Consider the following 22,585-nt stretch of genomic DNA (forward strand, 5'->3'; position numbering starts at 1 on the left):
CGGGAAAATTCTGGCACGACTCTGAAAATCCGGCTGACCTTGGGAGGGTGACCGTCATGGCTACTCAGCAAACCCGTTCGCTTGCCCGTTTCATGATGGCGCCATCGGTGATCCTGCTGTTCGTCTGGATGATCGTGCCGCTGCTGTTCACGCTGTGGTTCTCGTTCCAGCAATACAATCCGCTGAACCCGATCCGTAACGGTTTTGTCGGCTTCTCCAACTACGCGCTGTTCTATTCCAACCCGGCCTTCCTCTCCTCGATCCTCAACACGCTGATCATCGTCGTCAGCGTGCTGGTCATCACGGTCGTCGGGGGCATCCTTTTGGCGTTGTTGCTCGACCAGCCGATCTGGGGCCAGGGCATCGTGCGCATCCTGGTCATCTCGCCGTTCTTCGTCATGCCGCCGGTCGCGGCGCTTGTCTGGAAGAACATGATCATGCATCCGCAATACGGCGTCTTTGCCGATATAGCGCGCTTTTTCGGCGCCGAGCCGATCGACTGGTTCGGCCAGCATCCGCTGACCGCTATCATCCTCATCGTCGCCTGGCAGTGGCTGCCCTTCGCCACGCTGATCCTGCTGACGTCGCTGCAATCGCTCGACGGCGAGCAGAAGGAAGCGGCCGAGATGGACGGCGCCGGCTTCCTCAGCCGGTTCATCTATCTGACGCTGCCGCATATGTCGCGCGCCATCACCGTCGTCATCCTGATCCAGACGATCTTCCTACTGTCGGTCTATGCCGAGATCCTGGTCACCACCAATGGCGGCCCGGGCTACGCCTCCACCAACCTGCCCTTCCTCGTCTACCAGAAGGCGCTCCTGGAATTCAAAATCGGCCAGGCATCCGCCGGCGGCGTGATCGCCGTCATTCTCGCCAACATCGTTGCCTTCTTCGCCATGCGCGCCGTCGGCAAGAACCTGGACAAATAAGGGAGGATAAGATGGCACGCGCAGTCACCACCCAGCACAAGACCATCGCCACGGCCGCGGCCTGGATCGTCGCCCTGCTGATCTTCTTTCCGATCCTCTACACGATCATCACCTCGTTCAAGTCCGAGCAGGAGGCGATCCAGGGCTTTGCACTGATCCCGTCCGGCACCATGGAGAGCTATGCCGAGGTGCAGGCGCAGAGCGGCTATTTCAAGTTCTTCCTGAACTCGGTGATCCTGTCGGTCGGCTCGACGCTGCTTGCGATCCTGATCGCGGTTCCGGCAGCCTGGTCGATGGCGTTCTCACCGACCAAGCGCACCAAGGACATCCTGATGTGGATGCTGTCCACCAAGATGATGCCGGCCGTCGCGGTGCTGTTCCCGATCTACCTGATCTTCCGCGACACCGGCCTGCTCGACAGCCGCATCGGCCTTACCGTCATGCTGATGCTGATCAACCTGCCGATCGTGGTCTGGATGCTCTACACCTATTTCCGCGAAATCCCGGGCGAGATCCTGGAAGCGGCGCGCATGGACGGCGCCTCGCTGTGGAACGAGATCATCTATGTGCTGACGCCGATGGCGGTTCCCGGCATCGCCTCGACCATGCTCTTGAACATCATCCTGGCCTGGAACGAGGCGTTCTGGACCATCCGGCTCACCACCACCAATGCTGCGCCGCTGACGGCCTTCATCAGCTCCTTCTCCAGTCCGCAAGGCCTGTTCTGGGCAAAGCTGTCGGCGGCCTCGACGCTGGCGATCGCGCCGATCCTGATCATGGGCTGGTTCAGCCAGAAGCAGCTGGTGCGCGGCCTCACCTTTGGCGCTGTGAAGTAGCAACGCCCAAGCGGCGGACGACGAAGACCATCCCCGGGAGGAAACCATGGGAAACATCGCGCTCAAGAACGTCTCCAAGTCCTTCGGGTCGACAACGATCATTCCGAACATCGATCTCAATATCGAGGACGGCGAGTTCGTGGTGTTCGTCGGCCCCTCGGGTTGCGGCAAGTCCACGCTGCTCAGGCTGATCGCCGGGCTCGAGGACACAAGCGGCGGCATCATCAGCATCGATGGCCGCGACGTCACCCGCGAGGCGCCGGCCAAGCGCAAGCTTGCCATGGTGTTCCAGTCTTACGCGCTCTATCCGCATATGACGGTCGCCAAGAACATCGCTTTCCCGCTGAAGATGGCCGGCGAGGACCAGGCGACCATCGACAAGAAGGTGAAGGACGCCGCGCGCGTCTTGAACCTCACCAACTATCTCGAGCGGCGCCCAGGCCAGCTGTCCGGCGGCCAGCGCCAGCGCGTCGCCATCGGCCGCGCCATCGTGCGCCAGCCCTCGGCCTTCTTGTTCGACGAGCCGCTGTCCAACCTCGACGCCGCGCTTCGCGGCACCATGCGGCTCGAAATCAGCGAGCTGCATCATCAGCTCAAGACGACGATGGTCTACGTCACCCACGACCAGGTCGAAGCCATGACCATGGCCGACAAGATCGTCGTGCTCAATGCCGGCAACATCGAGCAGGTCGGCTCGCCGATGGAGCTCTACAAGACGCCGAAGAACCTCTTCGTCGCGGGCTTCATCGGCTCGCCCAAGATGAACATGCTCGAAGGCGCGCCGGCGCAGAAATACGGCGCCAAGACCATCGGCATCCGGCCCGAGCATCTCAACATCTCGACCTCGGCCGGCGACTGGAAGGCGACGGTGGGCGTTGCCGAGCATCTCGGCTCCGACACCTTCCTCCACGTCCAGGCGGACGGCATCGGCACCATCAATGTCCGCGCTGACGGCGAGGTCGCGGTCAAGCATGGCGACACCGTTTACTTGACTCCCGACAAGACTAAGCTCCATCGCTTCGGCGCCGACGGCAAGGCGCTGGTGCAGTGAGGTTGAAAGGCAAATCGGCGCTGATCACCGGATCGGCGCGCGGCATCGGCAAGGCCTTCGCCGAAGCCTATGCGCGCGAAGGCGCGACGGTGGCGATTGCCGACATCGACCTGGAAGCGGCGGAAGCGACGGCGAAAGCGATCGGTTCTGCGGCTTACGCAGTCCGGCTCGACGTCACGGACCAGTCTTCGATCGAGGCAGCGGTCAAAGCGGTCGAGGCGAAGACCGGTGGGCTCGACGTGCTGATCAACAACGCGGCGATCTTCGACCTCGCGCCGATCGTCGAGATAACGAGGGCGAGCTACGAAAAACTGTTCTCCGTCAATGTCGCCGGCACGCTGTTCATGCTGCAGGCGGCCGCCCGCTCGATGATCGCGCGTGGCAAGGGCGGCAGGATCATAAACATGGCAAGCCAGGCGGGCCGGCGCGGGGAGCCGCTAGTCGCGGTCTATTGCGCCACCAAGGCCGCCGTCATCTCGCTGACGCAGTCGGCCGGGCTCGACCTCATCAAGCATCGCATCAACGTCAACGGCATCGCGCCGGGCGTTGTCGACAGCGACATGTGGGACCAGGTCGATGCGCTCTTTGCCAAGTACGAGAACCGGCCCAAGGGCGAGAAGAAGCGGCTGGTCGGCGAAGGCGTTCCCTACGGCCGCATGGGCAAGCCTGAGGATCTCGCCGGCATGGCCGTTTTCCTCGCTAGCGACGAGGCCGAATACATTGTCGCCCAGACCTACAATGTCGATGGCGGTCAATGGATGAGCTGACGGGATGAGTTGAGGGGGAAGGCGCTTCTCTTCTTTCCTCCGGAGAGGGCGCCGCGGGGCAGGTGAGGGGCAGCATACTGGAACACAGGATGTTGCCCCTCATCCTCGCTCCTTCCGAAGGAGGCGTAATCAGTCGGGCTGCAGATCGGCCAAAGGGTAAATGAGGTGACCGTGAAACTCTCTTCCTCGAACCTCGCCAGGCTGCCGGCCAAGGTCGCCGGCCCCAAATATGACCGCTCCGCCCTCAAGGCCGGCATCGTCCATTTCGGCGTCGGCAATTTCCACCGCTCGCACCAGGCGGTCTATCTCGACGATCTGTTCGGCACCGGCGAGGGCCATGACTGGGCGCTGATCGGCGCCGGCGTGTTCGAAGGCGAGAAGATCGGCCGCTCCCGGCTCGAAGAGCAGGATTGGCTGACCACGGTGGTCGAGCAGGATCAGGGCCATATGAGCGCCCGCGTCACCGGCGCCATGATCGATTTTCTCACGCCCGGCGACGCGGCCGCCACCATCGAGCGGCTTGCCGATCCGGCGATCAAGATCGTCTCGCTGACCATCACCGAAGGCGGCTATTTCATCGATCCGGCTTCGGGCAAGTTCAACCCGGCCCATCCCGACATCGCCGCCGATGCGCAGCCGGGTGCTGTGCCTAAGACCGTTTTCGGCATTATCCTGGCCGGCCTGCTGCGCCGGCGCGCCGACGGCATCGTGCCGTTCACCGTCATGTCCTGCGACAACATCCCCCATAACGGCCATGTCACCTCCGACGGCGTCATTGGCCTTGCCCGGCTGATCGACGAGGACCTCGCGAAATGGGTCGGCGATCATGTCGCCTTCCCGAATGGCATGGTCGATCGCATCACCCCGGCCACCACCGACCGCGAGCGCAAGATCCTCGCCGATGATTTCGGGCTGGAGGACAATTGGCCGGTGTTTTGCGAGCCGTTCAAGCAATGGGTGCTGGAGGACCATTTCACTGCTGGCCGCCCGGCGCTGGAAAAGGTCGGTGTGCAATTCGTCAAGGACGTCTCGCCTTACGAGCTGATGAAGATCCGCATCCTCAATGGCGGCCACGCCACGATCGCTTATCCGGCCGGCCTGATGGACATTCATTTCGTCCATGAAGGCATGCAGGAGCCGCTGGTGCGCGCCTTCCTGTCGAAGCTCGAGCATGACGAGATCATCCCGACCGTGCCGCCGGTGCCGGATACGGATCTGGAGGATTACTACCAACTCATCGAGCGCCGCTTCTCCAATCCCAAGATCGGCGACACCATTCGCCGGCTTTGCCTCGACGGCTCCAACCGCCAGCCGAAATTCATCATCCCGACGATCGCCGACCGGCTGAAGGCGGGCGAGGGCGTCGCCGGTCTCGCGCTGGAATCCGCGCTCTGGTGCCGCTACTGCTTCGGCACCACCGACAGCGGCGCCGTCATCGAGCCGAACGACCCGAGCTGGGACCGCATGCAGGCGACCGCCAAGGCGGCGAAGGACGATCCGCAGGCCTGGCTGGCGATGGAAGACATCTACGGCGACGTCGGCCGCTCGCCCGTCTTCGCCGAGGCCTTCGCCCACGCCTTGAAGGTGCTGTGGGCGCACGGCGCGCGCGAAACCCTGACGCGTTATCTCGCCGGCAAGCTCTGAAAGCACCGGAAACCACCAGCATGATGCCCGAGCTGGTCATCTTCGACTGTGACGGCGTCCTGGTCGACAGTGAGGCGCTTTCGGTCTCGGCGCTGCTCGGCATGATCGAGCTCGCCGGCGGCACGGTCAGCGAGGATGCCGCCTACGAACATTTCCTCGGCAAGAGCATGAAGAGCGTGCGCGAGATACTCGGCCGCGATTTCGGGCTCAATATCAGCGACCGGCATTTGACCGCCATGCGCGTCGACCTGATGCGCAAATTCCGCGAGGAATTGAAGCCGATCCCAGGCGTCAAGGAGGTGCTGCCGAAGCTCGGCCGGCCATGCTGCGTCGCCTCGTCCGGCACGCTGGAGCGTATCCGCTATGCGCTCGACGTCACCGGCCTGCTCCCCTTGCTGGAGCCGCATCTGTTCAGCGCCACCATGGTCAAGCGCGGCAAGCCGGCGCCCGACCTTTTCCTCCACGCCGCCGCCGGCATGCAGGCGCATCCGCGCGAGTGCCTGGTGATCGAGGACAGTCCAGCCGGCGTCGCAGCCGCCCGGGCGGCGGGGATGCGCGTCTTCGCCTTCACCGGCGGCTCGCATGCTTCCCACCCCGCCCTCAAGGCGCGGCTTGCGTCGACGGAACCGGACTTTATATTCGCTGACATGCTGCAATTGCCCGATCTGATTGCAGGCTTGGGAGCGAGAGAAAAGGCATCTTGACGAAGAGTTTCGTTTGCGCGGTCGATGTCGGCACCGGGAGCGCTCGCGCGGGCATTCTCGACGCGCGCGGCAACCTGCTCGGCCGCGCCGACCATCAGATCGCCATGCATCAGCCCAAGCCCGATCACGCCGAGCATGATTCGGAAGACATCTGGTCGGCGGTGTGCCAATCCGTGCGGTCCGCTCTCCAAAAATCCGGCGTCGCCGCCGGCGATGTCGCTGGCATCTCCTTCGACGCGACCTGCTCGCTGGTCGCGCGCGACAGGCAGGGCGATCAGATCAGCGTCTCGGTCACCGGCGAGAAACGCTGGGACACGATGGTCTGGCTCGACCATCGCGCCATCACCGAGGCCGATGAATGCACGACGAGCGGCCACGCCGTTCTCGACTACATCGGCGGTGTGATGTCGCCGGAGATGGAAACGCCGAAGCTGATGTGGCTGAAGCGCCATTTGCCGAAGACATGGAACGAAGCCGGCTATCTGTTCGACCTCGCCGATTTCCTGACCTGGAAGGCATCGGGCTCGCTCGCCCGCTCGCAATGCACGCTGACGGCCAAATGGACCTATCTCGCGCATGAGGAAAAGAGCTGGCGGCGCGATTTCTTCGAGCTCGTCGGGCTCGGCGACCTGTTCGAGCACGGCAATCTGCCGGAAAATGCAAGCCCGGTCGGAAGCGACATCGGTCCGCTGACGGCGAAGGCCGCGGCCGAGCTCGGCCTTACCGAGAAATGCCGGGTCGGCGCCGGCGTCATCGATGCCTATGCCGGTGCGCTGGGCGTTCTCGGCGGCTTTGCCGGCGACGAGAAGAACATCAGCCGGCACCTGGCGCTGATCGCCGGTACATCGTCCTGCGTCATGGCGATGTCACCCGATCCGCAGCCCTTTGCCGGCGTCTGGGGCCCCTATTACGGCGCGGCTTTGCCGAGGCTGTGGCTGTCTGAGGGCGGCCAGTCGGCCACCGGCGCGCTGCTCGATCACATCATCCGCTGGCATGGCGCCGGCGGCGAGCCGGACGCGGCCATGCATATGAAGATCGCCAGGCGCGTCGCCGAGCTGCGCGCCGAGGATGGCGACGCGCTGGCGGCAAGGCTGCATGTGCTGCCGGATTTCCACGGCAACCGCTCGCCGCTCGCCGACCCGCATGCGGTCGGCGTCATCAGCGGTCTGACGCTCGATTCCTCCTTCGACAGTCTGTGCAAGCTCTACTGGCGCACCGCCGTCGCCATCGCGCTCGGCGTGCGCCATGTGCTCGAGGCGCTGAACGAGAACGGCTATCTGATCGACACGCTGCATGTCACCGGCGGCCACACCAAGAACCCGCTTCTGATGGAGCTTTACGCCGACGCCACCGGCTGCACCGTGGTCGAGCCGCTGGCCGACGAGGCGGTGCTGCTCGGCACCGGCATGGTGGCAGCGACCGCCGCAGGCCTCTACCCTGACCTCAACGCGGCCTGCGTCGCCATGCAGCAGGGCGGCAGGACGCGCGCGCCCAACAAGGAAGCCGGCGCCCGCTTCGACCGAGACTACCGCATCTTCCTCGAAATGCACCGCCAGCGGCAGGCGCTCGACGCGATTGGATAAAGCAATTCCAGGAAAAGTGCGTAGCGGTTTTCCGTTCGGAATTGCGCAGAAATCGATCCCTCTTATTGCCTGCGCAGCGACTTGCCGGTCTCTGCGTCGAACAGGTGGATGCTCTCTTCGTCGAACGTGTAGCGCACGGGCGCGCGCAACTCGGGGCATTCGCGGGCCGGCACCAGCGCGCTGGTCTCCTTGCCGCCCGAGCCGAAGGTCACCAGCGCGTCATTGCCGTGGAACTCGATGAGATCGGCGGTGCCTTGCAAAAGGTTTCCCGTGCCGGCTTGCGCCGTCTTCAGGTCCGGAGGCCGGATGCCGAGCACCACGCGCTCACCGTGCCGCAGGTCGAAGTCGCCGCCTTCCAGCGACAGCACCGTCCCGGCGCCGGTCAGCGTCCAGCCATCCCCCTTCCGGCCGACCATGGCCTCGATGAAATTCATGTTCGGCGTGCCGATGAAGCCGGCCACGAACAGATTGCCGGGGCGCCGATAGATCTCCGCCGGCGAGCCGATCTGCTCGATCACGCCATCCTTCAAGAGCACGATGCGGTCGGCCAGCGTCATGGCCTCCAGCTGGTCATGCGTGACATAGACTGTGGTGGTCTTCAGCGACTGGTGCAGCCTGGCGATCTCGACGCGCATATGGTTGCGCAGCTTGGCGTCGAGATTGGAGAGCGGCTCGTCGAACAGGAACACTTTCGGCGTCTTGATCATGGCGCGCGCGATCGCCACGCGCTGCTGCTGGCCGCCGGAAAGCTCTGTAGGCTTGCGGCCGAGATAGGGTTCGAGGCCAAGCGTTCGGGAGACCGCCTCGACCCGCTTCTTGATCTCGGCTGCCGGCACTTTCTGCCGCTTCAGTCCGAAGGCGATGTTGTCGAAGATCGTCATATGCGGATAGAGCGCATAATTCTGGAACACCATGGCGATCCCGCGGTCGCCCGGCTCGAGATCGTTCACCACCATGCCGCCGATCGACACCTCGCCGCCGCTGATATCCTCCAGCCCCGCCAGCATCCTGAGCAAGGTCGACTTGCCGCAGCCGGACGGACCGAGAAACACGACGAACTCATGCTCCTCGATCGCGAGGTTGAGGTCGCGGATGACGGTCGTGGCGCCGTAGGCCTTGTCGACATGGGAGCAAACGATCGCGGACATCCCTTATCCCTTCTCGCCGGTCAGCAGGATCTGCAGCTTGACGTCCTGCGCCTTGCCTTGCGCCGCGCGCTCGAACGCCTTGATGCTTTCGGAGAAATCATAGGTGCCGGTGATCAGCGGCTTGAGGTCGACCTTGCCGGAGGCGATCAGCTGCAGGGCGCGGTCGAAGATGTTGGCGTAGCGGAATACGGTCTCGATGCGCACTTCCTTGGAAATCGCCGCCGGCACGTTGAGCTCGACCGTCTCCACCGGCAGCCCGACCAGCACCACCGCGCCGCCCGGCCGCACGATGTCGAACAGATTGGCGAAGGCCTTCGGGCTGCCGCTCGCCTCGAACACGATATCGGCGCCCCAATTGTCGGTCGCGGCCCGCACCGCGTCGACCAGCGACTGCTTGCCGATATCGACCGGCACGATGCCGGGATACTGGGCGGCGATCGCAAGCTTCGGCGCGGAGAAGTCCGAGATCAGCACTTTGGAGCAGCCGCCCGCCAGCGCGGCGAGCGCGATCATGATGCCGATCGGGCCGCAGCCGACGACGACGGCGACATCGCCCGGCACGATGCGGGCGCGCGCCGCCGCCTGCATGCCGATGGCGAAGGGCTCGACCATCGCGCCTTCGGCGAAGGAGACATTGTCCGGAAGCTTGTAGGTAAAGGCCGCCGGATGAACGGCGTAGGGCGCGAGCACGCCATGCACCGGCGGCGTTGCCCAGAAGCGGACGTCCGGGTCGACATTGTAGATGCCGAGCTTCGTCGCGCGCGAGGAAAGGTTCGGCACGCCCGGCTCCATGCAGACGCGGTCGCCGACCTTCAGGCGCGTGACATTGGCGCCGACCTCGACGATCGTTCCCGAGGCCTCATGGCCGAGCACCATGGGCTCGCGAACTATGTAGCTGCCGATGGCGCCATGCGTGTAGTAATGCACGTCGCTGCCGCAGACGCCCACCGTGTGGATGGCGATCCTGACATCGTCCGGTCCGACATCGAGCGGCAGCGCGATCTCGCGCAGCGACAATTCGCCTTTTTTCTCAAGCACCAGTGCCCGCATCGGGTATCCTCACATCAACTTTTCTTTTGCCGGAAAACGGAATTCAGGAAGCCGCTGAGCACTCCGAGGAAGAGCAGCGGCGGCAGCGACAAGAGGACGACCGAGGCGTTGAGGATGCCCCACGGCACGTTCATGCCTTGCTGCGAGAGCTCGGAAGCCACGATCGGCAGCGTCTTGGCGTTGGAGCTCGACAGCATCAGCGCGATCAGGAACTCGTTCCAGACCAGCACGAAGCTGAAGGCGATGGCGCCTATGAGCGAGCGCGCCGCCACGGGAAGCGCGATCCGCCAGAAGACGGCATAAGCGCCGTAACCATCGACCAAAGCCGCCTCCTCGATCTCCTTCGGCACGCCCTGGAAGGCAGGGATGGCCAGCCACATGATGACCGAGATGGTCAGCAGCGAATAGGTGACGATCAGCGCCGGCAAAGTGTCGTAGAGCCCGAGCTGCAGCCAGATCACCATCAGCGGGATCGCCACCGCCACCGGCGGCAGGAAGCGCAGCGACAAGACGAAGAACTGGATGTCGCCGGCGAAACGGTTGGGATAGCGCGCCACCGCATAGGCCGCCGGCAGGCCGAGCACGATGCCGATCAGCACCGCCGCGCCGCAGGCGACCGCGGAGTTGTAGAGCCCGGTCAGCACGCTGTCGCGTCCGAGGATGTAGCTGATATTGGCGAGCGTCGGCGTGAATATCACCTTCGGCTCGCGCGTGATGATGTCGACATTGTTCTTCAGTGCGTTGAGCGCCGTCCAGACAAGCGGGAACACGGCCAGGAATCCGGCCAGCGCCAGAATGGCCTTGGCGATCAGGCGGCCCGGTCTTATCGGATATGGCCTCATGCCTGCACCCGCTTCCACAGCATGGTGAAGGTGATGACGGTCGCGATCATCATCAGCACCGCCATGGCCGAGGCGTAGGAGACCTTGCCGGATTCGATGAAGCCTTGCGAGAAGGCGTACATGTCGAGCGTCTCGGTCGCGACGCCGGGCCCGCCGCGCGTCATCACATAGATCAGGTCGAAGGAGCGCAGCGACTCGATCATCTTGACGAACATCAGGCTGATCAGCGGCGCCTTCAGCATCGGCAAGGTGACATAGGCATGGATCTGCCAGCGCTTGGCGTGGTCGAGCCTGGCCGCCTCGATCGGCTGCGGCGGCAAGGTTTCAAGCAGCTTCAGCACGATGACGGCGAAGAACAGCCCCCACTGCCAGACGTCCACCGAAGCGACGGCGAACAACGCAGTGCCGGGCTTGGACAGCGGATCGAAGATCAGCCCGCCGGTGATCAGCCGGTAGGGATAGGTGGCGATGCCGTAGAGCGGGTGATAGGCGAACTTCCAGACGAAGGCGGCGGACACGCGCGGCAAAAGCACCGGGATAATGAACAGGAGGCAATAGAAATTGCGCAGGCGTGGGCCGGCGGCCTCGAATATCAAGACGCCCAGTCCGATCGCCACCACCATCGTCGCGACGACGGTGACGATCTCCCATTTCACCGAAACCCAGACGGCGTTGAGGAAGCGGCGGTCGAGGAAGAGATCGGCGAAGTTCGAGAACCAGACCCAGGAATAGCCGGTCGTGCTCAGCTCGCGATTCTGCAAGGCGATGACGATGGCATAGAGCGTCGGCACCATCGACAGCACCAGAAGGATGGCTAAAGTCGGAACCAGAAATGTGACCGGCAGGGAAGAGCGTCGGCGCATGGCCTCCTCGGATGTTTACTGCTGTCTGGCGAAGGTCCCGCGGCGCACGGTCCCGGCATTCCTTCGAATGCCGTGCACCGCGCGCCGCGGGCGGGAGGATTACTTCTTCTTCACCAGCTCATTGGCATAGGCCTCGAGCTCGTTGAGGCCGCCCTTGATATCGGTGCGCGTGCCGGTGACCAGTTCCTCGAGGATGATGCCCCAGCGGTCGCCGAGATCGGGCCAGCGTGGATCCTGCCAGAAGTTCACCGCCGTGACCTTGCCGGTGTCGGCCAGCGCCTTGCCGAGATCGGCGCCGTAGATGTCGGCGAATTCCTTGCTGGAGAGGACGCTGGTGCGGTTCAATTCGCCAAACTGGTGCGCGTCGAGCCGGCGCTTCTCATTCTCCTTCGACGTCGCCCAGGCGATGAACAGGCCGGCGCATTTCTTCGCGGCGTCATCGGCATTGGCCTTGGTGCCGATGGCAAGCCCATGGCCGTAACCGCCGCCCGGCAGCGGCGAGGGCGGCGGCAGGAAGCCGACCTTGCCGACCACCTGCGAGGTCTTCGGGTCCACCGCCATGCCCGACAGCGGCGTCGATTCGACGAGGATGGCGACCTGGCCGGAGAGGAAGGCGCCGGTCGATTCATCCCAGCTGCCGGTCTGCGTGCCCGGGGCCGAATCCTTGAACAGCTTCAAATAGGTCTCCGTCGCCTTCACGGCGGCGTCCGAATTGAAAGCCGGCTTGTCGCCGTCGAACCACTTGCCGCCATAGGCCTTGAAGAACGGCATCCAGCGCCAGACATTGGCGCCCGAGCCGCGCGCGCCGCGCAGCGCGATGCCGTACATGCCCTTGTCGGCATTGGTCAGTTTCGGCACGTCGGCGATCAGCTCGTCCAGCGTCTTCGGCGGCTGAATGCCGGCGGCCTCCAGCACGTCCTTGCGATAGACCATCAGGTCGCCGCCGCCGGTCAGCGGCGCGAACCACACCTTGCCGTCATAAGTAGCGACCTTCTGGCGGCCCGGATCGAAGTCGGCATAGTCATAGTCAGCCGGGTAATAGTCGGTCAGCGGCACGATCCAGCCCGAGGAGGCGAACAGCGCCACATTGGCCTCGTCGACATAATAGACGTTGTAGTTGCCGACGGTCGAAGCGTCGGCGCGCGATTTGGCGCGGCGGTCGTTCTCGTTGAGGTAATCGATCTGGAATGAGGCGCCGGAGAGTTTTTTGAACTCGTCCTTGGAGTCCTCCAGAAGCGTTAGCCCATCGCGCGGCTGCGCCAGCACCTTGACCGGCGCCGAGCAGACCGGCGCCTGGGCAAGCGCCGCGGTTGATACGGAAGCGGTAAGCACGAACGCTGCGCCGAGGCTGGCAGCGAGCCGGTTTGAATTCATTGGTTTTTCTCCTCCAGGAACACTCGCGAAAAGCGGCAGGTCCTCGGGCTAAGCGACCCTCACCGTCGCCTTTTGACCTTCCACCCGTCGCCAAAATGAGCAGTTGGAGAGAGCGAGGCTAGAAGCCCCGTTGCAGCAGACCTGTACTTTTATGCATTGTGCGGCGCAAAATATGGCGCAGGCAGAGTCTGCCCGTCACACGAATATCAGTACCATCGAAGTGGGCGTATCGGCTGTCTTACGCTCTCAGCGTCAGCCGCTGCCGAGACAGCTTGCGATAGGATGACGGCGTCATCTTGTGCTTGCGCAGGAAGGCGCGGTTGAAGTTCGAGATGTTCATGTAGCCGACCTGGAAGCAGATGTCGGTGATCGGGATATCAGTGTCGGCGAGCAGCTTGCAGGCCTGCCAGAGTCTGAGCTTGGCGAGGTGGTCGCTGAAGGAATTGCCGGTGTTCTTCTGGAAGAAGCGGGAAAAACTGCTTTCGCTCATGCCGGCCAATGCGGCCACGTCCGGCAGCTTCAAATCCTCGGCGAAATGCTGGAACAGGTAGGTCAGCGAGCGCTGGACGATATCCAGCGACTCCGCGTCCAGAAGCGGGGAGAAGTCCGGCGACGACAGAAGCGTGTATTCGTCGGTGGTGGCCAGAAGGTCGAGCAATTCGAGGAACATGCGGAACCTTGCCAGCCCATGCACCTCACCCATTCGTTCCATCAGCCCGGCGCCGTCGAGCGCGGTCTGGCCATGGAAGACCATGCCGCGCAGCGAGCGTTCCAGGAACGGTTCCAGCTCGCGCAGCTCCGGCAGCAGCCCCGAGGAGCCGCGCAGCCGCTCGGCATCGAATTGCAGCACGATATCGCGGCCTTCGATCAGTTCGCCGGGCTGCACCGCCGTCACCCAATCATGCGGCAGCCCGCCGCCGACGATGGTCAGATAGCCCGGCCCGAATTCGCCGATATGGTCGCCGACCAGCACAACGCCTGACGATTTCCTGAGCAGATGGATTTCGTATTCCGGATGGAAATTCCAGACATTGCGCTCCCATGGATAGTCGTCCAGCCGCCACAGGAAGCTTTCGCTCGCCTCGGTCACGATGTGCTCGAAAGCGGGCGCCGTGCGCGGAATCGCGGCCGTGTTCTTTCTGCGCTTGAACGGCATCCATTCCTCCCGGCATGGCGCGCCGGCTGCACATGCCAAGGCCACCCCTAGCAGCCGACGGCCGGCAAATGAAAGAGGCGTCGCGGAATTCTGGCTCCGCCTGGATCAATCGCTAGCCGGGCCTCCGCCCTTGCCAACATGTCGCATTTCGTTCACAAGGCGACGCAAATGGCGCCATTTTGCGCCATTGTTGTACGGCTTCCGGCCCTTTGGCCGACGCGCCGTGTTCTGAAAGAGCGGAACAATGTCTGCGATCGAAGCCGGCGCTCGCGCGCCGGAAAACCTTTGGCGTCAGGAAATCAGGGCGACGATCGCGCTCGCCTGGCCGATGGTGCTGACCAATCTCGGCCAGACCGCCATGACCGCGACCGACGTCATGATGATGGGCCGCCTCGGGCCCGATACGCTCGCCGCTGGCGCGCTCGGCTCCAACCTCTATTTCATGCCGCTGATCTTCGGCCTCGGCCTGATGCTGGCGACCTCGCCGATGATGGCGACCGAGCTCGGCCGTCGTCGCCATTCGGTGCGCGATCTTCGCCGCACCGTGCGCCAGGGCCTTTGGCTGGCGATCCTGATCTCGATCCCGATCTGGATGTTTCTCTCGCACGGCGAAGAGGTGCTTCTGGCCATGGGCCAGAAGCCGGAACTCGCGCATGAGGCCGGCATCTATCTGCACTGGCTGCAATGGGCGGTGCTGCCCTTCTATGGCTATATCGTGCTGCGCTCCTTCATCTCGGCGCTGGAGCGGCCGGGCTGGGCGCTAATCATCGTTTTCGTCGCAGTCGCCTGCAATGCTTTCTTCAACTGGGTATTCATGTTCGGCAATCTCAGCGTCAGGTCGATGGGCATTGCCGGCTCCGGGCTCGCCACCACTCTGTCAAGCGCGCTGATGTTCGTCGGCCTGGCGGCGGTGGTGATCAAGGAAAAGAAGTTCCGCCGCTATCGTCTGTTCGGCCGCTTCTGGCGCGCCGACTGGCCGCGTTTCCGTGGCCTGCTCAGGCTCGGCCTGCCGATCGCCGGCATCCTTGCCTTCGAGGTGACGATCTTCAACGCGGCGGCCCTGCTGATGGGCCTGATCGATGCGGATTCGCTGGCCGCGCACGCGATTGCCATCCAGATCGCCTCGATCTCCTTCATGGTGCCGCTCGGCCTCAACCAGGCGGTCACGGTCCGGGTCGGCCTGGCGCATGGCGCCGGCAATCCGGAAGGCGTTTCGCGTGCCGGCTGGACCGCCTTCGTCATCGGCGTCTCCTTCATGGCGCTGATGGGGTTGGTGATGATTCTCTGGCCGCATGCGCTGATCAGCGCCTTCATCGATCTCACCGATCCCAAAAACGCCAGGATGATCACGCTTGCCGTCTCGTTCCTGGTGTTTGCAGCGCTGTTCCAGATTTTCGACGGCGCCCAGGCTGTTGCAGCCGGCATGCTGCGCGGCCTGCACGACACCAAGGTGCCGATGATCTATGCCGCGATCGGCTATTGGGGCGTCGGCCTGCCGCTCGGCGTGCTGCTTGCCTTCCATTTCGGCCTCAACGGCGTCGGCATCTGGATCGGCCTGGCCTCGGGACTGGCCGTGGTGGCGGCGCTGCTCCTGGCGCGCTGGCTCAGGCGCGACCGCATCGCGCCGCCGCTGGTGTTTGGACATTGAAGGGGTGGTCGCTGGTTAGGTAGCCGTTATGTCCTGACACCGCGGCTCATAGAAAAGTCTCTTAAAAACTGCCCGAGAACGGACGGCCAGACGACACGAGCCGTCATAGCTACAGGCGACATTGAGCGACCGTCTTTGGGGCCGTTTCCTGACAGTCTGGTTTCGGTCTTGCACAAACGAAAGCTACCGTTCGGCAACCGATTCCGTTGCGAACGTTCGCGGTCACCGATAACTGCTCGAAAGCTGTCGTTTCCGGCACACCACCTGTCGGCGTGACGGGGCCGAGAGCGGACTATCCACCATCAGCTGGAATGGGAAATAGTTTTACAACTTTCATTCGCTATCCCATAGCACCCTCTTTTCCAGAGATACCGAACACTGCGTCCCTCGACGGCAGGGATCTCTCGCTATTCTGTAAAAATTCGCGGCCTTTCCACCACATAGCCAGAGTGATCACTTCACAAACTACAACCATTATGAGCACATTCCGGACGAGAATCATACTTTCTGGCCGGGTCCTAGAATGAAAAACAAATCTGACTTCGGCCTGTTCTTCGACCTCAATTTCAATTCCCTCAATCAGACCGGCTTCGAACAATGGTTCGCCACAATGGCTGAATGCGTCTATGGCAGGGACTTCGAACTCATTAAGGCAGGTGGACCGAAAGGCGACAAGAAGAGTGACGGCCGACGTCTCTCCACTGAAACTATATTCCAGTGCTATGCGCCTGAGTCGCCTGCAAAATTTGCGAGCAATGCTGCGACAAAGATGGCGGATTCATTCCCGGAGGTGGTCGAGTTTTGGCCAACGATGAAAGTTTGGCACCTCGTCCATAACAACGATGGTGGGTTGCCAACCTCGGCGAGCGATAAGATCGAAGAGCTGCGGAAAGCCTATCCGAGCATCAAATTCCTCTCAGGCTCGCGGCGATTCCTGAAAGACGAGTTGCATGACAAACTATCTCTGCAGCAACTGATCCACCTTTATCCAAAGGCCGCCCTGAATATCGAAGGGGTGCAGATGGAGCATATTCGCCCTCTCCTAAAGCGGATCATCACCGAACGTGGGAAGCAATTCGGTTCAACGGAGTTTGGCGAAATACCGGATAGGGCTAAACTGGAATTCAATCGGCTTAGCGAGGCATCGAAATTCGATATCCGCAGGGCCCGGAGCAATGTGGATGTAGTGAGCCGGTTCCTAGATGGTCAAAGCAATCCGGCAGCGGTTAGCGTCATCCAGTCTGCTATGCGTGAAAAATATCTTCAGCTCGTCGACCTTGGATACGATCCTGACGAGATTTTTTTCAAGTTGTGCGATTATGTTCGAATCAACGCGACGTCGGAAGAAGTCGCAGCCTCTCATGTCATCATAACCTATTTCTTTGAATCCTGCGACGTTTTCGAAAACGTGCCGGTGTCCTGATGCTTTTGCCCACGAAGCACATCAAGATTGAAAATGCACTTTTAGGGGTGGGTGCAGAGGTGCTGGCGGAACTGGATCGCCCAAAGACCGTCTCCACACTGTTTTATGATATCCAGGCGCGCCGGTCAGAGTATGAAATGACGACGATCGAATTCGACTGGTTTCTGCTTGCGGTTGATTTCCTATATGCAATCGGCGCGGTGCGCCTAGAGGCGGGCGTCCTCAAGAAGTTCAACCAATGATCACTGAAATCTACAGCAACCTGCAGAGTTTCAGAACCCTGACATTTAAACCGGGGATGAGCATCCTCTTGGCTGAGAGGCATGAGGCCTCGAGTGCACGCGACACTCGCAATGGTACCGGAAAGACCAGCATGGTCGAACTGATCCATTTGCTAGTGCAGGATCGAAAGAACCCTGACGACGATTTTCACAAAGAAATCCTGGTGGGCCGAACATTCGGAGCGAGGTTTCGCGAGGCCAAGCACCAATTTACAATCGAACGGAGGACGAATCCCGGCAAGGATAAAGACGAGGCCTTCCTTGACGGCGTGTCAATCGATTTTAAAGAGCTTCGGTCAAGGCTTGCGCGGCAGTGGTTCGGGTTAACTGACGAGGACGCGGGAAGCATATATTCACCCAAGTTCGGCGCATTGTTCGCATTTTTTGTACGAAAGGCGAGAAACGGGGCCTTTAATAGCCCTGCCTTAAACTCATCTGACCAGAGCGCTTGGGATAGTCAGGTCAATCTCGCTTACCTTCTCGGCTTCGACTGGCGTCTAGTACAAAAACTCCAACTGCTCAAAGAAGAAAAGAAGAAGTCCGACAACCTTGCTGGGATGATCCGCGAAGGTTACTTTTCCCATGGCGCGCTCGATCTGAACAAGATGCAGTCTCGCCTCGACATTCTTGAGATTGAGGTGGAAAGAAAGCGCGGCGAGATCGCTTCGATGGAAGTCGTCGACGGCTATCGAGACCATCAGCAGATCGCCAATGGAATTGCCGCTGAAATCCGAGATTTGAACGAAGCAAATCTGCGGGACCTTGACCTTAACGAGAATATCAATCTGGCTTTGCAAGAGGTCGAAGAAGCGAAACTTGCTGATGTCAAAACAGTGTACGAGCAGGTTGGAATTTTCTTCGCCGACCATGTCAAGCGACGCTTCGACGAAGTGACTGAATTCCATAGAAAGCTCGCTGAAAATCGACGCGCGCAGCTGAACGACGAGAAGACTCGGGCACTACAGCGCATAAAGGACCGCCGAACTCAGATTGACCGCCTGCAGAAGGCCCTTAAGGAGAAAATGGCGATCCTGCGCTCGGGCATCGCAATTGATCGAATGACGTTGATGCAGTCCGAACTGACCGCCCTTGAAAGAGAGATGGCGGACCTCAACCAACAAATCCCGCGCCTTCGTGATGTGATTGAGGATCAGGCTCGTCTTAAGCGGCAAATTGGCGAGCAGGTGGAACTAATCGGACGCGACGTGTTGGAGCGCGAGGAGGTCCGAAAGTTTGCTGTCCAAGCCTTTGCCGACGTTTCTAGATATCTCTACGACGAACCTGGAAATTTGATCATCGGGCGCTCTAAGGGTGTAGGCGGTCTCGAAATTGACACGGATATCGTCGGAAAAAAGAGCGGTGGCAAAAGCCACATGCAGGTATTCTGTTTCGATTGGATGCTTGCCCAAGCGGCAAAGCGACACGACCGCTCGCCAGGCTTTCTGATCCACGACAGCCATATCTTTGACGGTGTAGACGGACGCCAAATCGGTCTTGCGCTCAGCTTTGCCGAGCAGAAATCCCGCGAAATTGGCATACAGTATATCGTCGCGATGAACTCCGACGACCTCGACAAAATCAAGACCGAGGAAACCGCCACCGGAGAGCCAATTTTTGATCCAGAACCGTTTATCATAGACCCCCGTCTTACGGACGATGAAGCTGGGGGACTGTTCGGCGTCCGGTTCTAGGTTAAACACGCCCCGCTATTAACAGCACTTAAGTAGTTCACGACGAATGACCGCTATCAGACCGGTCACGAACGGCGAAAGGACCGACATGAGGCGCACAGCTGCCGTTCATTTCTGCGGGTCAAAAACCGATGCTGGCGAATGACCGCTTCTCGCGCCTCAGCGCGAAGGCGTCTGCTGCTCCAGCCGCCGTGCGTATTGCGTCAGCGGGAAGCACATGACGAAGAAGATCAGCGCAACCAGCCCATAGACCTTGAACGGCTCGAAGGTCGCGTTGTTGATGGCGTTGGAGGTCCTGACCAGTTCCTCGAAGCCGATGATCGAGGTCAGCGCCGTCGATTTGATGAGCTGCACCAGGAAGCCGACGGTCGGCGCGCGGGTGATGGCGAAGGCCTGCGGCAGGATGATCAGCCTGAGCTCCTGCAGATAATGCAGCCCGAGGCTGGCGCCGGCGTCCCACTGGCCGCGCGGCAGCGCGTCGACGCCGCTGCGCCATATCTCGGCCAGATAGGCGCTGGCGAAGAAGGTCAGCCCGAGCGCCGCTGCCGTCCACGGTTCGATGCGCAGCCCCAGCATCGGCAGGCCGAAGAACATCAAAAAGAGCTGCATCAAGAGCGGCGTGCCCTGGAGGAGCGCGATATAACCGGAGGCGATCCGCTTCACCCACTTGTTCTTGGCGATGCGAAAGAACAGCACCGCCAGCCCGACCAGCGCGCCGCCGATGAAGGCGGCGAGCGACAACAGCACCGTCCAGCGCGCGGCGAGCAGCAGGTTGCGGACGATGTCCCAGAAGGTGAATTCGATCATGACACGCCCGTCCCCAGAACACGGCGGCCGCCGCCGACCAGCAGCCGGCGCAGCCCCATAGACAGGCCGAGATAGACAATCGTCACCACGAAATAGGTCTCGAAGGCGCGAAAAGTGCGCGCCTGCAGCATGTCGGCCTCATAGGTCAATTCGCGCACTGCGATCTGCGACACCACGGCCGATTCCAGCATCATGATGACGATCTGGCTGGTCAGCGCCGGGTAGATCACCTTCAGCGCCTGCGGCAGCACGATCTTGACAAACACCTGGCGTGGCCTGAGGCCGAGCGCCAGCGCGGCTTCCGTCTGGCCGCGCGGCACGGCGTCGAGGCCGGCGCCGACGATCTCGATCGTATAGGCTGCCATGTTGAGCGTCATCGCCAGCATCGCGGCCAGGATCGGGTCGAGCCTGATCCCGAGCGTGGGCAGCCCGAAGAAGATGAAGAACAGCTGCACCAGGAATGGCGTGTTGCGCATCACCTCGACATAGATGCCGATCGCCAGCTGAAGCGGCTTGGGGCCGTTTCTCTTGCCGGCGGCGCCGAGGATGCTGAGGAATGTGCCCGCCAGCGTCGTGACGGCGATCAAAAGCAGCGTCATCGCCGCGCCGCGCGCGATCACGCCCGCCGCACCCGCAAGCCAGCCGAAGTCGAGGCTGTAGCCCATGGCGATTGACCTTGTTGGAGGTGCCTGACCGAAGAGGGGGTTCGGCGCCCCTTACGGCGCCGAACCGGTAGGCAGATCAATCCTTGAGGTTGGCGGGATTGAGCGGCGTTTTCAGCCAGGCCTTCGAGCTCTCGTCCAGCTTGCCGTCGGCCAGCATCTTGGCGACCGCGTCGTTCACCGCCTTCTTCAGCCGGTCCTCGTTCTTGTTGAGGCCGATATGCGAGGGCGAGGTCAAAAGCTGGAATTTCTGCTCCGGCTTCAGCGCATCCTGCTTGGCGAGCACCTGGGCGCCGACATCGTTGCCGACGACCATCAGCTGCGTCTGGCCGGAGATGAAGGCCTGGATGACGGAATTGTAGTTGTCGAAGCGGCGGATGTCGGCGGAAGCGGGAGCGGCCCGGGTCAGCGAGGTGTCCTCCAGCGTGCCGCGATTGACGGCGATCGACTTCTCGGCGAGGTCTTCCTTGCCTTTGACGGCAAGCTCGGCCGGGCCGATGACGGCGATGTAGTAGGGTGCGTAGGCGGCGGCGAAATCGATCACCTGCTCGCGCTCCTTGGAGTAGCCGACGCTCATCAAAATATCGACGCGCTTGTCGGTGAGATAAGGAATGCGGTTCTGGCCGGTGACGCTGACCAGGTTGAGCTTCACCTTGAGTGAATCGGCGATCGCCTGCGCGACGTCGATGTCATAGCCCTTGATGCTCATGTCGGCGCTGGCCGAGGAGAAGGGCGGGAAGTCCGAGAAGATGCCGACATTGATGGCGCCGGCCTTGGTGATGTCGTCGACGGCGTCGGCTTTCGCGGCCTGGGTGGAGAGACCGGCGGCGCCGAGCATTACAGCCGCCGTGATGGCGGATTTCAGTGCGTTGCGAAGAGTCATTGTTATTCCCCTGCTGGAAGCTTGTTGTTGAAACCGGCCGCCGGCTCCAGCGCGGCGGCCGTGTTGGCAGAGCAATTCCAGGAGACGCGGTTTAGGCTTGGCGACTTCGCCATAGCTTCCGTCTGGAATTGCGTGAGGCATCAGTCCTTCTTGATCGCCGGGCTGAACACCATCAGGCTCAGAATCTCGAACAGCACCTGGGCGCCGACATGGGCGGTGTTGGTGGTCGCGTCATATTGCGGCGCCACCTCGACCACGTCGCCGCCGACGATGTTGAGGCCCTTCAGCCCGCGCAGCAGCTCGAGCACCTCGCGCGTCGTCAGCCCGCCGACTTCCGGCGTGCCGGTGCCAGGCGCGAAGGCCGGATCGATGCTGTCCACGTCGAAGGAGATGTAGGTCGGGCCGTCGCCGACGATTTTGCGCGCCTTCTCGATGATGGCCGGGATGCCGAGGCCGGTCACCTCCTCGGCATGCACGACGGTCATGCCGGACTCGTAGGTGAATTCCCACAGATATTCGGCCGAGCCGCGGATGCCGATCTGGATCGTGCGCGAGGGATCGAGCACGCCGTCCAGCACCGCGTTACGGAACGGTCCGCCATGGTGGAACTTGGTCATGTCGAACAGCCCGCTGGTGTCGCAATGGGCGTCGATATGGATCATGCCGACCGGCGCCTTTTTGCCGACCGCCTTCAGAATCGGATGACTGATCGAATGGTCGCCGCCGACAGAGAGCGGCAGCACGCCTGCGTCGACGATCTGGTTGGTGCGATTTTCGATGTCCTCATGGCTGATCTCCAGCCGGTAGCGGCTGCGGAACGGCGTGTCGCCGATATCGGCGACGCGAAGCTCATGCGTCGGCGCGCATTCCAGCACATGGTTGTAGGGGCCGATGCGCTCGATGGCGCGCAGCGCGCGCGGCCCGAAGCGCGAGCCCGGACGGTTGGTGACGCCGAGATCCATCGGCACGCCGATCATCGCCACCTGCAGGTCGCCGAAATCCGGGTTCTCGGCGGCGATTTCGCGGTAGGGCGCGGCGAGGAAAGTCGGGATGCCGGAATAGGGGGCGAGGCGTGTGCCCGACTTGTTGAAGATCTTGTCGGCCACCTTGCGGAATTTCGGGTCGAACATCTCGCCGCCATGGCTCTCGCCATATTTGCGGCGCAACGCTTCGAGCTTGCCGCGATCGTAACCCATGTCCGGTCCTCCTCTTGCCTGCCTGTAGCGCTGCCCGCATGGACGAG

21 protein-coding genes are annotated in these 22,585 nt (G+C 62.0%); 11 read left to right on the forward strand and 10 right to left on the reverse strand.

The genetic code is table 11. The features are described from left to right. Window positions 1-56 precede the first annotated feature (56 nt). The 7 genes from LB528_RS02235 (at window position 57) to LB528_RS02265 (ending at window position 7,514) form a co-directional block, all read left to right on the forward strand. On the forward strand, window positions 57-929 hold the full coding sequence (locus LB528_RS02235) for a carbohydrate ABC transporter permease (protein WP_224708610.1): 873 nt from the start codon (window positions 57-59) through the stop codon (window positions 927-929). Window positions 930-940: 11 nt separating this feature from the next. Further along, on the forward strand, window positions 941-1,765 hold the full coding sequence (locus tag LB528_RS02240; protein WP_140846390.1) for a carbohydrate ABC transporter permease: 825 nt from the start codon (window positions 941-943) through the stop codon (window positions 1,763-1,765). Between the two features lie 46 nt (window positions 1,766-1,811). Then, complete coding sequence (locus LB528_RS02245; protein WP_224515042.1) at window positions 1,812-2,816, forward strand: ABC transporter ATP-binding protein; 1,005 nt, start codon at window positions 1,812-1,814, stop codon at window positions 2,814-2,816. Then, window positions 2,813-3,583, forward strand: a complete 771-nt coding sequence (locus LB528_RS02250) for an L-iditol 2-dehydrogenase (RefSeq protein ID WP_224713676.1) — start codon at window positions 2,813-2,815, stop codon at window positions 3,581-3,583. The genes LB528_RS02245 and LB528_RS02250 overlap by 4 nt, the downstream gene beginning before the upstream one ends. A gap of 165 nt (window positions 3,584-3,748) precedes the next feature. Beyond that, entirely contained in the window at window positions 3,749-5,227 is a 1,479-nt protein-coding gene (locus LB528_RS02255; RefSeq protein WP_224713677.1) for a mannitol dehydrogenase family protein, read from the forward strand. Window positions 5,228-5,247: 20 nt separating this feature from the next. Further along, window positions 5,248-5,931 (forward strand): HAD family hydrolase, encoded by a 684-nt coding sequence (locus tag LB528_RS02260; RefSeq protein WP_224713678.1) that lies wholly within the window; start codon window positions 5,248-5,250, stop codon window positions 5,929-5,931. Further along, window positions 5,928-7,514, forward strand: a complete 1,587-nt coding sequence (locus tag LB528_RS02265) for an FGGY-family carbohydrate kinase (protein ID WP_224713679.1) — start codon at window positions 5,928-5,930, stop codon at window positions 7,512-7,514. The genes LB528_RS02260 and LB528_RS02265 overlap by 4 nt, the downstream gene beginning before the upstream one ends. 62 nt (window positions 7,515-7,576) lie before the next feature. Here the strand turns inward: LB528_RS02265 and LB528_RS02270 are convergent, their stop codons facing one another. From LB528_RS02270 to LB528_RS02295, 6 genes are all read right to left on the reverse strand, one after another. Further along, entirely contained in the window at window positions 7,577-8,662 is a 1,086-nt protein-coding gene (locus tag LB528_RS02270; protein WP_224713680.1) for an ABC transporter ATP-binding protein, read from the reverse strand. Window positions 8,663-8,665: 3 nt separating this feature from the next. Then, the gene (locus LB528_RS02275) at window positions 8,666-9,712 is read right to left on the reverse strand and encodes an NAD(P)-dependent alcohol dehydrogenase (RefSeq protein ID WP_224713681.1); all 1,047 of its coding nucleotides are present in this window, start codon (window positions 9,710-9,712) and stop codon (window positions 8,666-8,668) included. Window positions 9,713-9,726: 14 nt separating this feature from the next. Beyond that, window positions 9,727-10,554 (reverse strand): carbohydrate ABC transporter permease, encoded by an 828-nt coding sequence (locus LB528_RS02280; protein ID WP_224515056.1) that lies wholly within the window; start codon window positions 10,552-10,554, stop codon window positions 9,727-9,729. Further along, window positions 10,551-11,417 (reverse strand): carbohydrate ABC transporter permease, encoded by an 867-nt coding sequence (locus LB528_RS02285; RefSeq protein ID WP_224515058.1) that lies wholly within the window; start codon window positions 11,415-11,417, stop codon window positions 10,551-10,553. The genes LB528_RS02280 and LB528_RS02285 overlap by 4 nt, the downstream gene beginning before the upstream one ends. Before the next feature lie 99 nt (window positions 11,418-11,516). Further along, complete coding sequence (locus LB528_RS02290; protein WP_224515059.1) at window positions 11,517-12,791, reverse strand: ABC transporter substrate-binding protein; 1,275 nt, start codon at window positions 12,789-12,791, stop codon at window positions 11,517-11,519. 238 nt (window positions 12,792-13,029) lie between these two features. Continuing rightward, complete coding sequence (locus LB528_RS02295) at window positions 13,030-13,947, reverse strand: AraC family transcriptional regulator (protein ID WP_224713682.1); 918 nt, start codon at window positions 13,945-13,947, stop codon at window positions 13,030-13,032. Between the two features lie 244 nt (window positions 13,948-14,191). On the opposite strand from LB528_RS02295, the gene LB528_RS02300 reads away from it, so the two are divergent. From LB528_RS02300 to LB528_RS02315, 4 genes are all read left to right on the forward strand, one after another. Then, window positions 14,192-15,595, forward strand: coding sequence for an MATE family efflux transporter (locus tag LB528_RS02300; RefSeq protein WP_224713683.1), 1,404 nt, complete (start codon window positions 14,192-14,194; stop codon window positions 15,593-15,595). A gap of 523 nt (window positions 15,596-16,118) precedes the next feature. Beyond that, the gene (locus tag LB528_RS02305; protein WP_224713684.1) at window positions 16,119-17,018 is read left to right on the forward strand and encodes an ABC-three component system protein; all 900 of its coding nucleotides are present in this window, start codon (window positions 16,119-16,121) and stop codon (window positions 17,016-17,018) included. Continuing rightward, entirely contained in the window at window positions 17,018-17,260 is a 243-nt protein-coding gene (locus LB528_RS02310) for an ABC-three component system middle component 6 (RefSeq protein WP_224713685.1), read from the forward strand. Before LB528_RS02305 ends, LB528_RS02310 begins: the two co-directional genes overlap by 1 nt. Continuing rightward, complete coding sequence (locus tag LB528_RS02315; RefSeq protein WP_224713686.1) at window positions 17,257-18,990, forward strand: DUF2326 domain-containing protein; 1,734 nt, start codon at window positions 17,257-17,259, stop codon at window positions 18,988-18,990. Before LB528_RS02310 ends, LB528_RS02315 begins: the two co-directional genes overlap by 4 nt. 159 nt (window positions 18,991-19,149) lie before the next feature. Here the strand turns inward: LB528_RS02315 and LB528_RS02320 are convergent, their stop codons facing one another. The 4 genes from LB528_RS02320 to speB form a co-directional block, all read right to left on the reverse strand. Beyond that, on the reverse strand, window positions 19,150-19,797 hold the full coding sequence (locus LB528_RS02320; protein WP_224713687.1) for an amino acid ABC transporter permease: 648 nt from the start codon (window positions 19,795-19,797) through the stop codon (window positions 19,150-19,152). After that, complete coding sequence (locus LB528_RS02325; RefSeq protein WP_224713688.1) at window positions 19,794-20,462, reverse strand: amino acid ABC transporter permease; 669 nt, start codon at window positions 20,460-20,462, stop codon at window positions 19,794-19,796. The genes LB528_RS02320 and LB528_RS02325 overlap by 4 nt, the downstream gene beginning before the upstream one ends. A 76-nt stretch (window positions 20,463-20,538) precedes the next feature. Beyond that, entirely contained in the window at window positions 20,539-21,342 is an 804-nt protein-coding gene (locus LB528_RS02330; protein WP_224515067.1) for a transporter substrate-binding domain-containing protein, read from the reverse strand. 140 nt (window positions 21,343-21,482) lie between these two features. Further along, window positions 21,483-22,538, reverse strand: a complete 1,056-nt coding sequence (gene speB / locus LB528_RS02335; protein ID WP_224713689.1) for an agmatinase — start codon at window positions 22,536-22,538, stop codon at window positions 21,483-21,485. Window positions 22,539-22,585 lie beyond the last annotated feature (47 nt).

The organism is Mesorhizobium sp. CA4, assembly GCF_020165075.1.
Taxonomy (GTDB): Bacteria; Pseudomonadota; Alphaproteobacteria; order Rhizobiales; family Rhizobiaceae; genus Mesorhizobium.

Coding starts and splice junctions, on each gene's coding strand:
- LB528_RS02280 (WP_224515056.1), bottom strand. CDS start 10,554: ATGAGGCCATATCCGATAAGACCGGGCCGCCTGATCGCCAAGGCCATT.
- LB528_RS02260 (WP_224713678.1), top strand. CDS start 5,248: ATGATGCCCGAGCTGGTCATCTTCGACTGTGACGGCGTCCTGGTCGAC.
- LB528_RS02310 (WP_224713685.1), top strand. CDS start 17,018: ATGCTTTTGCCCACGAAGCACATCAAGATTGAAAATGCACTTTTAGGG.
- LB528_RS02285 (WP_224515058.1), bottom strand. CDS start 11,417: ATGCGCCGACGCTCTTCCCTGCCGGTCACATTTCTGGTTCCGACTTTA.
- LB528_RS02320 (WP_224713687.1), bottom strand. CDS start 19,797: ATGATCGAATTCACCTTCTGGGACATCGTCCGCAACCTGCTGCTCGCC.
- speB (WP_224713689.1), bottom strand. CDS start 22,538: ATGGGTTACGATCGCGGCAAGCTCGAAGCGTTGCGCCGCAAATATGGC.
- LB528_RS02270 (WP_224713680.1), bottom strand. CDS start 8,662: ATGTCCGCGATCGTTTGCTCCCATGTCGACAAGGCCTACGGCGCCACG.
- LB528_RS02240 (WP_140846390.1), top strand. CDS start 941: ATGGCACGCGCAGTCACCACCCAGCACAAGACCATCGCCACGGCCGCG.
- LB528_RS02295 (WP_224713682.1), bottom strand. CDS start 13,947: ATGCCGTTCAAGCGCAGAAAGAACACGGCCGCGATTCCGCGCACGGCG.
- LB528_RS02245 (WP_224515042.1), top strand. CDS start 1,812: ATGGGAAACATCGCGCTCAAGAACGTCTCCAAGTCCTTCGGGTCGACA.
- LB528_RS02330 (WP_224515067.1), bottom strand. CDS start 21,342: ATGACTCTTCGCAACGCACTGAAATCCGCCATCACGGCGGCTGTAATG.
- LB528_RS02235 (WP_224708610.1), top strand. CDS start 57: ATGGCTACTCAGCAAACCCGTTCGCTTGCCCGTTTCATGATGGCGCCA.
- LB528_RS02305 (WP_224713684.1), top strand. CDS start 16,119: ATGAAAAACAAATCTGACTTCGGCCTGTTCTTCGACCTCAATTTCAAT.
- LB528_RS02300 (WP_224713683.1), top strand. CDS start 14,192: ATGTCTGCGATCGAAGCCGGCGCTCGCGCGCCGGAAAACCTTTGGCGT.
- LB528_RS02275 (WP_224713681.1), bottom strand. CDS start 9,712: ATGCGGGCACTGGTGCTTGAGAAAAAAGGCGAATTGTCGCTGCGCGAG.
- LB528_RS02315 (WP_224713686.1), top strand. CDS start 17,257: ATGATCACTGAAATCTACAGCAACCTGCAGAGTTTCAGAACCCTGACA.
- LB528_RS02290 (WP_224515059.1), bottom strand. CDS start 12,791: ATGAATTCAAACCGGCTCGCTGCCAGCCTCGGCGCAGCGTTCGTGCTT.
- LB528_RS02325 (WP_224713688.1), bottom strand. CDS start 20,462: ATGGGCTACAGCCTCGACTTCGGCTGGCTTGCGGGTGCGGCGGGCGTG.